Below are 15,396 nucleotides of genomic sequence, written 5' to 3' on the forward strand. Positions count from 1 at the left end.
AGGCCAAATGAAAACACAAGATTTTGTCGCAATAGACTTTGAAACCATGACACCGGAGCTGACCAGTGCATGCGCCATAGGGCTTGTAAGAGTCCACAATGGGGTTATTAGCCAGAAGTTCTACTCACTTATCAAACCGATACCAGACTCCAGGACTGAACGTAACACCCATGTACACGGCCTGACAGATGAGATGGTTACAGATGCTCCCACCTTCTCCGAACTGTTCCCTTTACTAAAATCCTTAATCGAAGATCTTCCGATTGTATGCCATAAAAGCTCCACAGACATCAACGTCTTCAGAAGCTGTATGGAATACTATGGTCTGACCGGCATTGACCTAAGCCACTACGTCGATACACTCGAACTTTACGGAAAAGGCTTGAAAGCATGCTGTGAAGAAAACGGCATCCAGCTTGTCAACCATCACGACGCACTGGCTGATGCGGAAGCCTGTGCAAAGCTCTATCTCTGCTACCAGGGACACCTGGCGAAAGACCTTGCACATTATGACCTGAAGGAAGTAATGGCAAATAAGGAAGCTCGCAAGTACGACCATGACACCCTGATGCCTTTATCCGAAGAAGACGTAGAAAACAAGGATACGATTTTCTTCCAGAAAAAAGTAGTGATTACAGGCATCTTTTGCGCTTACCCTGACCGCGATGAACTAGGTTCTATCCTGAAATCATTCGGTGCAGACATAAATACGACAATATCAGGCAAGACAAACATTGTCATTGTCGGAGAAGGTGCCGGCCCGTCTAAACTCAAGAAGATTGAAGAGCTCAATGCCAAAGGAAAGAACATCCGGCTCATTTACGAGAAAGAATTATGCGAAATTATGAACGAAATAATTAAACACTAAGAATATGGCAATCAAAAAAGAAAATGTAAACTTGACCTACGACGCTTTGTGGTTCAAGACCTTTATGGACAGTGGAGAATTGACATTCTACAATCGTGAAATCTTTATCTCTCCAGGAATGGCAGGAAGGCTGGACATCTTCATGCAGCTGCTGGGTAATGTGGGCGGATATGCCAGAACCACGAACTTCGACAAAGACCTTGACGTCGTGGTAGTATCAGATTACCTGATGAACAAATTCAAGAGCGGAGAGAAAGACGAGTTCTTCCAGATGCTCGAAGATCTGATCAACGGTAGCGCAACTCCTTACCGGAAACTGAAATTCACTACAGAATCTATCGTACTTGAATCATTAAACACCCGGGCAAGTGGCCAGCTTCGTCAGAACAAGAAGGACTTGAAAGATAAGAACACGACTCCGCAGATGATTGAAGCAATCAACCAGGGTATAGAAAGAGATGAACTGATGCTCGGCATGATTAAGAAATATAAAGAATCTACCAAGGAGCCACAACAACAGAATTTATTTTGAGACATAAACAAGTATGATTGGATTTATCCTTATAATATTTTTAGCTGGATTTATATTTATCGCTTATTTGAAAAAATCGAACGACTCTTCAAATAACAAATCCAATGGAACGATAAGTAGCAATACTTCAAATTATGACAATAACAGAACACAATTAAATCATGCATCTAATACGCAAAAAGCTAAAGAAATACCTTCCACTGCAAAAAAAGTGAATTTTGCAGTGAAGGGTACATCCTATCGCTCTCAAGCCGATATTAATGCAGCAAGAAATGTTCGAGTAGGTGATGAACTTACTTTAATTCATGAAGCATATAATGATTATGACTCATTTGCAATGATGGTATTAACTTCCGATGGGCATCATATTGGTTATGTAGAGAAAAAGTATTCCATGTGCTTCTTTGCATATAAGGACAAAATATATAAATGTATCGTATCTAAAGTAACTAATGACGATGTACCATTTATATATGCCAACGCTTTTCTGCCTTTTGATGCACGTGTTCCGGATGATGACTTAAAAGTTCAGAAGATGACATCTAAAGAAGGGCAATACATAGGCAATGGAGTAACTGTCAAGATTACTACCGAGCGTAGTCTTGCCCATGAAACCAACCCCGATTTGGAGCTTGCTGAAAAATTAAAATATAGTGAGCCTGAAAAAGCCGTTGAGATATTTTTGTCATGCGCTGCAAATGAATCTGGACTGTATTCTTTACACCAGGCTTGCTTTTGCTATCGTAAAATGAAAGCCTATGATAAAGAAAAAGAATTGATACAGCAGATTATTGCAGTATGTAAAGACGAAGGCAAAGAAGAATACATTCCAGAATATGAATCACGGCTAAAATCTGTAGAATATTACATCAACAAACAGAATGAAAAAGGAGAACTGGACAAAGCGTATTCTCTCCAAAAGGAAGGAAAATATAAAGAAGCACTTGACCTTTATCTTTTTTACTTCAATAAAGATAAGTTTGTTTTAAACTTAACTGACAGAATCATCCAATGCTATCGGAAGTTAAATGACAAATCAAATGAAACAAGGATGCTTGAATATGCTCTAAAAAATAAACTTTCAGAATCAAACAAACTAAAATATGAAAAGAGATTAGAGAAACTGAAACAAGAGCAATAAGACTTTAGGCTATCTTTAATTTCATTGATACGCTTTGCTATTTATGAATAACAAGAAAAATTAATCACACTCAGTACTCCTTAGCCAGTACAGCTGTACTTCCCTGAAAGTACTCCAGTACTTCCATGGCAGTACTGAAGTACTCCTTAGGAAGTACTGAAAACATGACTGAAAGGCTCTATAAAAAGCGGAAACCATAAAAAAGTTTCTGCTTTTTCTTTTGCTATTTCAAAACAAAAACATACATTTGCAATGCTTACCATTTGAAACAGGCGAGATGGCTCGCCATTTTATGCTGCGGGCATTTTTTATGCCTTGTGGTTTACTATATCGTATAAGTTCCGTCCCGTGTGGAGTGTTAATGCACCCACAGCCTGTTTCAGGTGGTAAGCAACGGGGAGCGGAACTTTTTTGTTTCCTCTCCGTAATTTAATTATTTATTGTTTCATTTTAATGCTTACCAAAAATGAAAAATCAAATTGCATTGCCTGCAAACCAGGCAAAACAAAGCCGTATATCGTTATGGCTGAATCGTGAAAATGTATTGTTCTCCTCCATCATGGAAGAGAAAGTTTCCAACCGCCAAGCTGTGCTCATTTCCCAGGCACTGGCTTCTTTCTGTATCTTAACCTGTTCCGTATTCACCCATTGGCTGGCCGCCATTGCCTGCCTCTGCTGGTTTGCTTGTTCCATTTTACTTTGCAAGAAAGGAGGTTTGCGATGACCGACTCTTCACAGCAACCTATATTCCGTGTCGATAAATACCAAGCATACGAAGAGGAAGCGGTACTGTTCGAACAGTATAGTATTCTTATGTACGGAAGTGAAAAACTATGCTGCACTCGTCCCGAAATGGAGCAGCTCAGTAATTTAATTCAACGCGCTTTAAACGACAGAAAGGAGACAGAATATGGCAACCGATAAAATCAAATTCGACAAATATATCCTTCTCCGCTACTTCCAGGAATATCTTCCGGTAGACAAGGAGAGTGACAGTGTTATCTACAAAACATCCCAACAAATTCAGGATGAGCTGTCAGATATGGCAGAAATCAGCATCAACCAGATTGCCGCTACCCTGGTAGAGTTAAATTACAAACTCACCATCAGCCCCGATGGCCGGCCGGCATGGATGATGCAGCGCAAATAGACTGCAAGTTTTTTAGATGATTACATTTTTTCTACATTTATATCGAGGTGTGGCGTCGTGAGGACGCTGCACCTTTTGTCTTTTTACCCCTTTCCGGAGCCGGGTATCTTTGAGAAAAACAAAGATTTATGCTCACTATTCCACAAGATATACCCGATTTCGTCCTGTCCTCACAGCTGGACAACTTCACAATCAGCGCAGACAAAAGGGTAACCTTTGTGCTGAAGCAAGCAAATACGGTCATTCTGCAAGAAACCTATACTCAGGACACCAGCAACCAGATACACATTCTTGATTTGTTTTCCCTCATGGAGCCTTACCTTATCGGTTCACCGATGCTTCAGTTCAGCTACGAGGTATCTGCTTCCAGTGAAACAACCATCAGCAAGACCTTCACGGTGCTGTTATGCCGTCCCATCATCCCCTGCAGTGGAGTAGATTTCGTGACGAACTATTTCCTGACGACCTTGGCAGGGCGTGACAAAATAACCTCTTTCAACCGCACGGAAACCCTCTATCTTACTACCGGAAGTTTGTCTTCAGGCGGCACAACTATTCCCGTGACGGCAGAATGTGTCTTCGTCAACGACCAGAACCAGCTGCTCAAATCCACCCGCTCTCTGGGCAATGTGGCCGACAACGGCATCCGTTCCGTAGACGTTTCCCCTTCCCGATTCACCCAGTCCGGCTACCGGCTGTTACGGTATACCATCCTGGCCGGTGCCCGGAAGCAGACTTTCCGCGTAGACCAGGACCAACCGGAATCCGTTGGCCTGAAGTTCCGGAACTCGTTCGGATGCGTCGAAACATTCTACTTTGTGGGCGGAGATACGGTAGAGCCGGAACTGACCCGGAGTGCAGCTTACTTCGCCGGGCAATACAAGAACTATTACGTAGACGAGCAGCGCAAGCACACACTCAATACAGGTTACATCCCCGAAGGCATGTTCAACCTGGCCGACGACGTGGCAAGGGCTACCGAAGTTTGGCAGATGGATGAATCCGGCGACATTTCGATAACCATCACCGAAAGCAATACCAGCCGGAGCGATGAAGACGACGGACTGTTTGCTTTCACTGTTTCCTACATCTTCGCATCCCGGTACCAGCAGCGGATCCGTCTGCTTCCGGACATTTTCGACGACTCATTCGATGACACATACAATTAAAGCCTATGAACGTAATACATATCAAAGACGCATTAAGACTGCTCGAGTCCGGGCAGCCCTGCAACCTGAAGCTCTGGAAGCTCAGCACAGGTGACATTCTGGAATACAAAGGCGCGGTGTGCGTCGGCTCGCACTGGCGACAAGGACTCCATCGGGTTCGCCTCCCGGCATCCGGCTTAATCCGTTCCTTCCGCGACATATCCCTTTTCGAAATTAACAACATGACAATTTACCTTTAATATGGACAAGAAAATCCTGCAATATGACGGCGACTTCATGCCTGGTGAGATATTCGACATCGAGGTTTCCAACGTGGCCACCGAAATGGCTTCCGTAGAAGACAGCAGCCTGGTATTCGATGAAGATGCAAATGTAAAGACTACGCCTGTTCCCGGCCGGAAAGGCATGGTGTATGTCAATTTCGGTGAAGACAACCAGCTTCCGTTTAATATCATCAAGATGATAGGCATCGACGAAGTGATGAGCCAGAACAAGCTGTTCAACGTCATCACCTGTTACGGTGCCGGACTGAAGTACATGGACGTAGACACAAGACAGCCGACAACCCATCCCGAAATCAAACGCTGGCTGATTCACAACAGCCTGCCGCTATTCCAGCTCGAGCAGGCTACAGACATGAAGTATTTCTTTTTCTGTGTGTCGGTCATCATTCTTTCCAGGGACGGCAAAAGAATCAACCGGCTCATTCACAAAGAGGCCTGCTACTGCCGTTTCCAACAGGCCAGAAAGGGCAAAATCAATCACGTGATTTATGCCAATTTCCGCGAAAACGCCTCGCTCCATCCGGAAGACTACGAAGTCATCCGTCTGCTGGATCCGCGCGACCCGCTGGGCGACCTGATGGTGCTCATGGGGCGTGAACCTGGGCGCGATGGCGAAACAAGAGTCCGTACTGAAGACCGTAAATTCGCTATTCTTGTACGCTTCCCCACACCCGGCTTCCAGTATTACCCCATCCCCTACTACACCAGCATTTTCCGGGGCGACTGGTACGACATCAAACGACTGATTGGGAAAGGCAAGAAAGCGAAGCTCCGCAACCATGCCAGCGTAAAATACCAGGTCGAAGTACACAAGGACTACTGGAGTAACATCTGTGCGGAAGAGCATATTACCGACCCGCTGAAAAAGATGGAACGAATCAAAAAGGAGAAGGAAAACATCAAGAACTTTGTTTCCGGAATAGAAAACAGCGGCAAGGTTTGGATTACCGGATACTACATCGACCCGAATGGCCGTGAGGTCCGGATGGTACGCATCAATGTGGTAGAGACCGGCAAGGAAGGCGGTGACTGGAGCGAAGACATCCAGGAAGCCAGTAACATCACCTGTTACGGTGACAACATCCATCCCAACCTGGTAGGTGCCACACCAGGCAAGGGACAGAGTAACAACTCCGGTTCAGACAAGCGCGAGCTGTTCACGCTCAAGCAGGCACTGGAGATTCCTTTCCACGACCTGATGAACATCCCGCATAACATCGTCATCGAGTACAACGGATGGAGTGAGAAGGTGTATCCGGATGTGCCCATGGTGCTGCTCACCACCCTTGACCAGAACACCGATGCCAAACAAAAGACAGCTTCAGACCTTGAAAACAAATCCTAAAACGAATCAATATGGCTATCACATTTTCACAAGAGATTTTCGAGAAGATTTGTTCCTCTGCCACCAATTCCACGGCAGAGGTCTATGATATGATTGCTCCTCACCTGGATGACACGCTTCAAAGCATCAACTGTGTGCTGCTGGGTGATATGGCAGACAAATTAGATACTGTTCCCGGACTCGAGCAGGCGGTCACAAAACTGGTTTGTCTGCGTACCTATCAGGAGCAGATACCACAACTCGACCTGGTACTGACTCCCACCGGCTTCGGTGTGGTGTCTAACCAGAATCTGGCCCCGGCTTCGGCCGACAGAGTGAAGAACCTGCTGCAGCAAGTCACCAACGCAGCCGAAGATACCTACGACCGATGCCTGGAGCTGCTGGTCGGTACCAGCTGGGCAGATACGGCACAGGCCCGTATCAACATCCCGAACCTGATGTATACAGCCAAACAACTGAAAATGTACGTTGATTTTCCTTCAGCAGACGTACACCGTTCCAAGCTGCTCGAGTTCCGGACAAAGATGTACCAGGCAGAAGAAAAGATACGGCAGCACGTGTCGGCCGAGTTCTTCGACCACATCCTCGAACAGGCCCGGCACAATGCGTTCACCAAAGAAGAGTCTGCCATGGCCGACTACATGTGCAAGTTCATCGGCTTCTGCATCGCAAAGAACTGGCCGGCAGCAAAGAGCATGCTGGAACGCATCGAGAACTACGCGGAATCCAAAGTAGAGGTATTCACCAGCTACAAGGACTCCGAAGCCTACAAAGTCAAACATTTCCAGAGTTATCAGAATGAAAAAGATGATTCCACATACTTTTGGGGGTAGAATACTCGACTTCCGGTTCCCCACATCCTGGCAGCAGCTCAACCAGAAGCAGCTTCGGTATGTGTTCCTGGTCATCACCCTGTTTTCTCCGGTCAAGGCTAAGACTTACGTCTTCATGCGCTTCACCGGAATCCGTGTCCGGAAGCGAGTGAAAGGAGGATGGCTCTGCACGTTCCGCCTGAACTGGCGTAAGAAACTGAGGTTCATCCTTCAGGACTGGCAAATACGCAGCTTCCTCCGGCAGATTGATTTCATCTCCGAGCCCAACGCTTATCCCGTCCGGCTGGACAGAATAGGCGGTCGGTATGCCATCGATGCAATGCTGCACGGCTTAAGCTTCGAAGATTACCTTTGTTGTGAAAACCACTACCAGGGCTACCTGTATTCGCAGGACGTTTCCCAACTCAAAGCCCTGTATGGTTTCCTTTACAAGAAGAAGCCGGGTGTTAGAGGTTCACTGAAAGCCGCCTTTTCCCGCATCAAGGAATACGAACTGGTTTCCGTATTCCTCTGGTGGGGCAGCATCAAACTGTACTTCTCCTCCCTTTTTCCCCATTTCTTTCAGCCGTTCCAGCAGAGGACCGACGCTGATCAACCGGAACTGCCCGACCTGATGGGCGCGATGAACGCCCAGATCCGGGCACTGACCGACGGCGACGTGACGAAAGAAAAAGAAGTCCTGCAGATGGACTGCTGGCGGGCCCTGACCGAGCTGGACGCCAAAGCACACGATATTCAAATTCTAAAATCAAAACAAAATGGACACAAGTAAATTCTTTGACGGCCACGCCTACTTTAAAGAGCTGACCGAAAAGAACAAGCTGGCCAAAGCCAACTCATTCTTTCCATGTTCCTGCAGCGGTATCAATTCGCTCCAGGATGTGCTCGACAATTTCCGGAAACAATCTGCTTTCGTCTGCGTCGATGATACCAATGACGCAGCTACAGAGCAAATCGGGGGAGGCTGGTTCAAGAAGCGCACCTTCACGGTATTCCTCCTGATTCGTTACCGCTACGATGACATGACCGAGCGTGCGGCAAAGCTGGACATCTGCCGGCAGATATTCAGACAGTTCCATTCCCGCATGATCCGTGACAAATACATCTACGAAGACCTGGACTTATCCTTCCTGAATGTATCCAGAATCTACACCCGTGAACTGGGTGAGTATTTCATATCTGGCTGTACCGGCTTGTACTTCATGGCAGAACTGACTGAACCGACTGATCTGTGTTATAAGGAGGACGAATGGGATGGCTAAGACAGACAATAACAGACCGGCAGCAACAGACGAAGATCGTAAGAAATATCAGGAAGCCTGGGCGGAAATGATGGTGACAATCTGGCGTGAGAAAATCGAACGGCTGCACGTCATAAATACCTACTCATTGCATCAGCAAATTCGGGATAACGTGATATCATCCACTGACTCTGTATCTACTATCCAGCACAAGTTTCTTGAGTACGGTATCTACCAGGACATGGGTGTCGGCAACGGGTATACTAAAGGTAATGGCGGTGACTTGCAGATTTTAAACCCTATATATCGAGAGGAACACGGGCTTAACGTTCCTCGAAAAGTAGGCCCTAAGCCTGGTGGATATTATACATCTGGCAATCCCCGTAAACCTCGTGAATGGTTCTCACGTCCTTACTTTGCGTCGATCATGGTGCTGAAAGAACAGATGGCGTACATGTACGGAGAAGAGTTTTGCGGTTTGCTGGTCGATAAAATCGAAGAAGCAAACCATAAACGCAGCACAACACTCAAATCACGTTTGTATGGGACTCGCAAACGTAAATAAACTTATGTCTTTTTGTAGTATAACTCGGTAAGTTTACTTCGTAAAAAACTCAAGATTATGGCAACAAAAACATTCGAAGGACTAAAACAACTGGCAATACAGATTCGTGATGAGAAAACGAACAAACAGAATACTGCTACACGTATCGGTACACAAATGCTCGAGCATCTTGACAAGCTTGAACAGGACTACTATGACAAAACAGCTACTGATGAAGAACTGAAAGAGCGGGATGAAAAACTTACCGAGCTAGAGTCAAAGTTAGTTATCTTAGATAATGAAGAGCCAATAACTTTTGATGAAGCTATATCTAAGATAAAAAATAAACAAGAAAATATGATTATTACATTTAATAAATTAAATGTAGGAACGATTTCATATCAGCTATTAGATATTAATAACTCAAATAGCGAAAGAAGTTGGGTTAGATTTAATAGTGGTTTTAGACTTGGATATGTAGACACTTCATTGGAATTAAAAAATTCTACTACGGCAGATTATACGTATCATTATAATATAGTTCCGGTAATTAAAGGGAATAAATATAGAATAGAATACAAAGATTCACAATATAACAATATTGTAGCTGTTGTAGCTGGTTATGATAGTGAATTAAATAAATTTACAAAGATATATATTCAAGGCATAGGTAATGCAGGACTTATATCAAAAGAATTTGTTGCTGATGATGATTATATAGCTATATCTGTAAATAGCGAAGAAGAATTTTATTCATTAACAAATATTTCAAGAGAACCTACTCAATTATCGTACGATTTTGGATATACAAATCAAATGCTTGAAAATGTTATAGGTTCTTTTGATTTAGTTGATAGGATAAAAGGAGTAAAAGTTTCTCTTAATGGGAGAAACTATGAATTTATTGATAATTCGTTAGATAATTGGAATAATATTCTAACATCATGGGCTATAAAGAAGAATAATAATAACTTTTTTTTAGGATATTATAAACCAAACTTGAGTAAAGTAGATAGTGGAGGAGGATATGATAATTATTGCAATGGGGTAATTTCTATAGAGCCTAATAACTATTATAAATTATCTTATACATCTGACCAGTACGCTAGTAGTGTTGCTATTATTTCTGAGACAGAAGATGGAATAAGCCCAACAAAATGTATTTCTGTTGGGAAAAATTTGATAGGTCAAGATAGTTTGATATTTAAAGCATCTACAAATAAAATTATAGTGTGTATTAAAACGGATAGCGAATATACTCTTGAAAAAATTGATATTTGTCAAATAGATTTATCACATTATTCTAAAAAAACAGGCTCAAATAGAACTAATAAAGAATATGATGAACTTGCATACGAAGGAGATTATAAAACTATTGAAAAAATACCTATTATTAGAGGACATTTTTATTTAGTAAAATTTAAGGGAGAAACGTATTCTAAATTAGTATCAATAGTTTCACCACTTGATTCTTATGGGAATATATTAGGGACTCAAATAAGAGGAAGAGCAAATGACAATGATATAAATACAGCGACATTTAAAGCAATTACAGATGAAATATCATTGAGTTTCCCGTATAACTATATAGAACTTTATGATTTAGGATGTGAATTAACATTTGATACAATTGTCTTGTTTGGAGATAGTATAACAGAGGAATGGAACACCACGTCAGGAGATTATGTAAATAGAGTAAAAGCTAAATTTAATTGTAACAATGTAGTTAAAAAAGGTTTTGGAGGATATACTCTTGCGGGAGAAGATTCTTCAACTTCTCTTCCTGGAAAAGTATCAGAAGTAGTTGCTGAAAATCCCCAACTCATTTTATTATTAGCAGGGACCAATGACTTTGGTAAAAATAGAACATTAGGTGCCTATACTGATGAAGCTAACGCTAATGGAACAACATGTGCAGGATTGAAATATATCATAGATTATATAATGAAAAACTCTGATGCTAATATTTTGTACTGCACTCCATTACCAAGAGCAGGAGATACTACCAATATGTATAAATATGTATATGAACTGATGAAAACTATCTATACATATAAAGTTGATAATCCTAATTTTGCAGATAGAATAATGGTATTAGATGGATATTCATACGCAATGTTTGACACCGTGAAAGAGAAAAGTGCAGATACAAGATTATATACTACAGATGGTTTACATCTTTCATATATAGGCTATGAAAGATTAACAGATTTACAAAAAACAGCTGTTATAAATAATTTAAAAGGCAACTATTATTCTGCTGCATAATTTGTAGAGTAACTCGGTAAGTTTTCTGATAAATACCCCCTGCAATTACAAGTTGCAGGGGTTGTCTTTTTATGCCATTCTTTTCCATAATACTTTTGAGAAAAACACAAAATAGACATGGGGAAATATGTAGAATTTATCACACAAGACATCCGCTCAGGCGTGATGATCATCTTTATTTGCTTAGTACTGATTTGCAGCGTTTGTTTGCTGGATTTATGGACAGGAATCGATGCAGCTCGGGCTAACAAAGAAAAAATCTGTAGTCGGCCACTGCGCAAGACCGGTGCTAAAATTGTCGATTACTTCAGGTTATTGTTGTTCTTCATTATGATTGATATACTGGGATTGTGTTTTCCTTGGTATAATCTACCCTACGGAGCGATAATCGGAACCCTTGGTGTGATGATTGTAGAAGGTTTATCCATCATTGAAAATCTTCGAAAGAAAAAGAGTCATGCAGCCGAAGTTGCAGATATGGCCGTTCGCATCATGGAATGTGCTACACCGGATGAAGCTCAAAAGATTATCAAAACGATTAAGGAGGGCGTGAAAAGATGAAACAGTTACCACGAGGCCTGAGAAATAACAATCCAGGCAATATCCGCAATTCAGATGCTACCGACTGGCAGGGCGAGGTTCCTGCTTCTAAGAAACAAGACAACACCTTCGAAGAATTCGAAGACATGGCACATGGTTATCGGGCATTGATCAAGCTGCTGCAGAACTACCGTCGTAAGTACGGATGTCAGACGATTGCAGACTTCATCAGCCGTTGGGCACCCAGAACCGAAAACAACACATCCGGATACATTTCTCGCGTATGCAAGGAAATGCAGGTACCGACTATCTACGTTCCGGATGTAGAGGATAAGGCAACCATGTGCGCTTTTGCAGCTGCTATATCCCAGGTAGAGAACGGTGTTCCTGCCGTAATGTCGGATGTTGAATCAGGCTGGAATTTATTATGAGATCATTTATTCTTACATTCTTTACAATTGTTTTTTGTTCGGTGTTTCTCGGTTGCAAGACAGGGAAACACCTTACTTCCGACAATCACACGCAGATCATCGTACATGATAAGCTGATACCGGTATTCAAGCCTGCGGATTCTACATCCATCCGGGCTTTGTTGGAGTGTGATTCAAATGGTAGGGTTGTGCTTTCCTGGTTGGATATGGTACAGTCGGAAAACGCACGCCTACGGTTCAAATTGGATTCTATGGGTAATCTGATGGCGGACTTTAAGGTTCCTTCAGATACAGTCTTCATACCGGGCAAAGACAGTACAATTATCCAAAAGACTGTGCAAACGGTAGAGGTGGAGAAAGAGCTTACGTCATGGCAAAAATTCTGCGTGGTGTTCACCGTTGTAGGGCTGATTCTCATTGTGCTGTTTGCATTTTTCAAAGTTCGTTCAATCTTAATTAAAGCATAATATGGCAATAGACCAGATAGCGACCGTAGAGGTCCGGGTAAATGGCGAGGAAGCCAAGCAGGAACTCAAGAATCTGGAGGCGATAGCATCCGGATTGAAAAAAGAACTGGCTGATGCTTACGAAGCTGGTGATACGTCTAAAATCAAGCAGGTCACTTCCGAGCTTCGGAAAACGGAGGCCCAGATTAAGACGCTGAAGAAAGATACCACGGCGCTTACCGAGGTAATGAATAACCTCGACAAAGCCACGCCTAAAGAACTTCGTGCCACCCTGACAGCCATCAACCGACAGCTGAACAGCGGACATATTAAGCGAGGTTCTGCGGAGTGGAAATACTACCAGCAGCAGGCCAAACTGGTGACGGCCGAACTTCAGAAGATAAAGACTGAAGTACAGGAGACAGAAGGATGGTTGTCCCGCTTCAACAACGGTTTTGCTAAATGGGGCGGCTTGTTGGCGACGGGTGCAGCCACCATCACGGGTGTATCTATGGCCCTGAATACCCTTCGCAACAACCGCGACTCCAAGGAATCCTCCCAGGCAGAGTTGAAGGCTTTGACCGGACTGGATGATGAATCTATCCAGTGGCTTACAAAACAGGCCGAGCAACTGTCCACTACCATGGACGAGTCCGGCTTGCGCATCCGTCAGTCATCCGACGAAATTCTTCAGGCATACATGCTCATCGGCTCCAAGAAACCGGAGCTTCTGAAGGATAAGGAAGCCCTGAACGCCGTCACTATCGAAGCCATGCGACTGGCTGCAGCAGCCAAAATCGACCTGAAAGATGCCGTGACAGCCACCACCGTATCCCTTAACATGTACGGAGAATCAGCTGACCAGGCAGCCCGCTATGTGAATGTGCTGGCCGCCGGTTCCAAAGAAGGTGCAGCCGATGTTTCCGCCCAGGCTGCATCCATCAAGAATGCGGGTGTAGCCGCCTCCGGTGCTGGGGTGAGCATCGAACAGCTGCAGGGTACCATCCAGATGCTGGCAGAAAAAGGGCTGGAGGCAGAACCGGCCGGTACCGCACTTCGTAAGTTCTTCCTGGTATTACAGACTGGACCGGATGAAACGAATCCGAAAGTGGTTGGTTTACAGACTGCGCTCGAGAATCTGAATAAAAAGTCATTGTCAGCTGCACAGATCCAGACTATGTTCGGCGAAGAAGCCTACTCTGCCGCTACCATCTTGATAGATAATGCAGATAAGGTGCGTCAATATACCGAAGCCGTGACGGATACCAATATCGCTATGGAACAGGCAGCCATTAACTCTGATACCAACGAAGCTAAGATGGCGCAGTACCGTAATAGTATCAAGGAGGCAGGTATCGAGCTGATGGAGCGGCTTAATCCATCATTGTCACTCCTGACCGGATGGACAACAAAGATCATCGTGGCTCTTCCAAAACTGATAGATTGGTTTATAAAGTACAAAGGAATTATCATTACATCAACTGCTGCTATAACTGCATATACAGTTACGGTAAACGCATCCACAATAGCTACCAAGCTGTACGAAACCTGGACAAAATTGGCAACAGTAGCAACACGAGGTTTCAATACGGTACTAAAGGCAAATCCTTTTGGGTTAGCTGTAGCTGGTTTGACGGCTATTGCAACGGCTCTGATGACTTACGTGATTCCGAATACTCGGAAAGCCAAAAACGAGCAGAAGTCATACAATGAAGAATTGGAGAAAATGACTAAAATTTCAGATTCGTTTGTTGATATAAATAAGCGTGCTGATAATTTAAGCAAACTGAATGATCGTCAGAAACAGAATCTTAAAACGGACGCTCAAGAGGAGTTGGCTATTATAGAGGATAAACTTACAAAAGAAGAGATTGCTTACAACGAACAGTTTGAAAAAGAAAAAAAACGTATTCAGGAGCGTGACGATATAAATGAAACTACTAGAAAAGTTCTGCTGAAGGGACTTGATGGTAAATTCAAAGCGCAAAGACAAGCGATTGAAGCTTTGGCTAAACAAAGGACAGAACTTCAAAATATCATTGATAAAATTCCTGATATAGTAACTCCGGTTGTGGATTCAGACCCAAATCCAACTGAAGGCGGAAGCAATAGTTCTCCTGCGACAAAAGAAAATCCTCAGGTAACGGCAGAGAATAAACGGTACTACGATGAACTGGCAGACCTGAAGAAGTCGTACCTCGCCAGCGACGAGATGACACAGCAGGAATATAGTCAGTTTATGGAAGATCTGGAGATGCGTCACCTCGAGAACATGCTGGCCATTGCCGGACTGGAACCAGAGAAACGGCAACAGATCGAGCAGAAGATCCTCGAAGCACGAATTAAGTACAAAGAAGAGTGTGAAAAATTGGATGAAGAAGATGCTAAAAAATCATCCGAAGAAGCGTTCACAAGGCTGGAGAAGCAATACCAGTTGGAGATAGAGAAAGCTACGCAAAAACATTATGACGGTTTGTCATCCGAGCAGGAATATCGTCAGCAACTGATGGACATTCAGAATGAATATTAGAGTTTATGTAAATTAGTTATGATAGTTCCAAGGGTTGATTTTAATTCTGAGATTATGCAGTGCCATACATGTGG

At 43.5% G+C, this 15,396-nt stretch carries 17 protein-coding genes; 16 read left to right on the top strand and 1 reads right to left on the bottom strand.

The annotated features are described in order from the left end of the window. Positions 1 to 7: 7 nt before the first annotated feature. Genes H9625_RS13050 through H9625_RS13060 form a run of 3 tightly spaced genes read left to right on the top strand, consistent with a single transcriptional unit; the run spans position 8 to position 2,541 of the window. Entirely contained in the window at positions 8 to 868 is an 861-nt protein-coding gene (locus H9625_RS13050; RefSeq protein WP_191764727.1) for an exonuclease domain-containing protein, read from the top strand. A gap of 4 nt (positions 869 to 872) precedes the next feature. Further along, on the top strand, positions 873 to 1,400 hold the full coding sequence (locus tag H9625_RS13055) for a hypothetical protein (protein WP_191764728.1): 528 nt from the start codon (positions 873 to 875) through the stop codon (positions 1,398 to 1,400). 13 nt (positions 1,401 to 1,413) lie between these two features. Next, entirely contained in the window at positions 1,414 to 2,541 is a 1,128-nt protein-coding gene (locus tag H9625_RS13060) for an HIRAN domain-containing protein (RefSeq protein WP_191764730.1), read from the top strand. Between the two features lie 474 nt (positions 2,542 to 3,015). On the opposite strand, the gene H9625_RS13065 is transcribed toward H9625_RS13060, so the two are convergent. Beyond that, positions 3,016 to 3,234 (bottom strand): hypothetical protein, encoded by a 219-nt coding sequence (locus H9625_RS13065; protein WP_191764732.1) that lies wholly within the window; start codon positions 3,232 to 3,234, stop codon positions 3,016 to 3,018. A gap of 27 nt (positions 3,235 to 3,261) precedes the next feature. On the opposite strand from H9625_RS13065, the gene H9625_RS13070 reads away from it, so the two are divergent. From H9625_RS13070 to H9625_RS13130, 13 genes are all read left to right on the top strand, one after another. After that, positions 3,262 to 3,465 (top strand): hypothetical protein, encoded by a 204-nt coding sequence (locus H9625_RS13070; protein ID WP_191764734.1) that lies wholly within the window; start codon positions 3,262 to 3,264, stop codon positions 3,463 to 3,465. Further along, positions 3,452 to 3,691: a hypothetical protein gene (locus H9625_RS13075; protein WP_191764735.1), complete on the top strand. Its 240-nt coding sequence runs from the start codon at positions 3,452 to 3,454 to the stop codon at positions 3,689 to 3,691. The genes H9625_RS13070 and H9625_RS13075 overlap by 14 nt, the downstream gene beginning before the upstream one ends. 128 nt (positions 3,692 to 3,819) lie before the next feature. Beyond that, positions 3,820 to 4,860, top strand: coding sequence for a hypothetical protein (locus H9625_RS13080; RefSeq protein WP_191764737.1), 1,041 nt, complete (start codon positions 3,820 to 3,822; stop codon positions 4,858 to 4,860). 240 nt (positions 4,861 to 5,100) lie between these two features. After that, complete coding sequence (locus H9625_RS13085; protein WP_191764739.1) at positions 5,101 to 6,489, top strand: hypothetical protein; 1,389 nt, start codon at positions 5,101 to 5,103, stop codon at positions 6,487 to 6,489. Between the two features lie 11 nt (positions 6,490 to 6,500). Then, positions 6,501 to 7,322 carry a DUF6712 family protein gene (locus H9625_RS13090; RefSeq protein WP_191764741.1) on the top strand — a complete coding sequence of 274 codons (822 nt, stop codon included), beginning with the start codon at positions 6,501 to 6,503 and terminating at the stop codon, positions 7,320 to 7,322. Next, positions 7,288 to 8,094 carry a hypothetical protein gene (locus tag H9625_RS13095; protein ID WP_191764743.1) on the top strand — a complete coding sequence of 269 codons (807 nt, stop codon included), beginning with the start codon at positions 7,288 to 7,290 and terminating at the stop codon, positions 8,092 to 8,094. The genes H9625_RS13090 and H9625_RS13095 overlap by 35 nt, the downstream gene beginning before the upstream one ends. Then, positions 8,081 to 8,584, top strand: coding sequence for a hypothetical protein (locus H9625_RS13100; RefSeq protein WP_191764745.1), 504 nt, complete (start codon positions 8,081 to 8,083; stop codon positions 8,582 to 8,584). Before H9625_RS13095 ends, H9625_RS13100 begins: the two co-directional genes overlap by 14 nt. Then, the gene (locus H9625_RS13105) at positions 8,577 to 9,128 is read left to right on the top strand and encodes a hypothetical protein (protein WP_191764747.1); all 552 of its coding nucleotides are present in this window, start codon (positions 8,577 to 8,579) and stop codon (positions 9,126 to 9,128) included. The genes H9625_RS13100 and H9625_RS13105 overlap by 8 nt, the downstream gene beginning before the upstream one ends. 57 nt (positions 9,129 to 9,185) lie before the next feature. Beyond that, on the top strand, positions 9,186 to 11,375 hold the full coding sequence (locus H9625_RS13110; protein WP_191764749.1) for an SGNH/GDSL hydrolase family protein: 2,190 nt from the start codon (positions 9,186 to 9,188) through the stop codon (positions 11,373 to 11,375). Between the two features lie 117 nt (positions 11,376 to 11,492). After that, positions 11,493 to 11,936, top strand: coding sequence for a phage holin family protein (locus H9625_RS13115; protein ID WP_191764751.1), 444 nt, complete (start codon positions 11,493 to 11,495; stop codon positions 11,934 to 11,936). Further along, complete coding sequence (locus H9625_RS13120) at positions 11,933 to 12,346, top strand: structural protein P5 (RefSeq protein ID WP_191764753.1); 414 nt, start codon at positions 11,933 to 11,935, stop codon at positions 12,344 to 12,346. The genes H9625_RS13115 and H9625_RS13120 overlap by 4 nt, the downstream gene beginning before the upstream one ends. Then, positions 12,343 to 12,813: a hypothetical protein gene (locus H9625_RS13125; protein ID WP_191764755.1), complete on the top strand. Its 471-nt coding sequence runs from the start codon at positions 12,343 to 12,345 to the stop codon at positions 12,811 to 12,813. Before H9625_RS13120 ends, H9625_RS13125 begins: the two co-directional genes overlap by 4 nt. 1 nt (position 12,814) lies before the next feature. Next, positions 12,815 to 15,322, top strand: a complete 2,508-nt coding sequence (locus tag H9625_RS13130) for a phage tail tape measure protein (protein ID WP_191764757.1) — start codon at positions 12,815 to 12,817, stop codon at positions 15,320 to 15,322. The last annotated feature ends 74 nt before the right edge of the window (positions 15,323 to 15,396 follow it).

Source organism: Phocaeicola intestinalis (assembly GCF_014837065.1).
Classification (GTDB): domain Bacteria; phylum Bacteroidota; class Bacteroidia; order Bacteroidales; family Bacteroidaceae; genus Phocaeicola; species Phocaeicola intestinalis.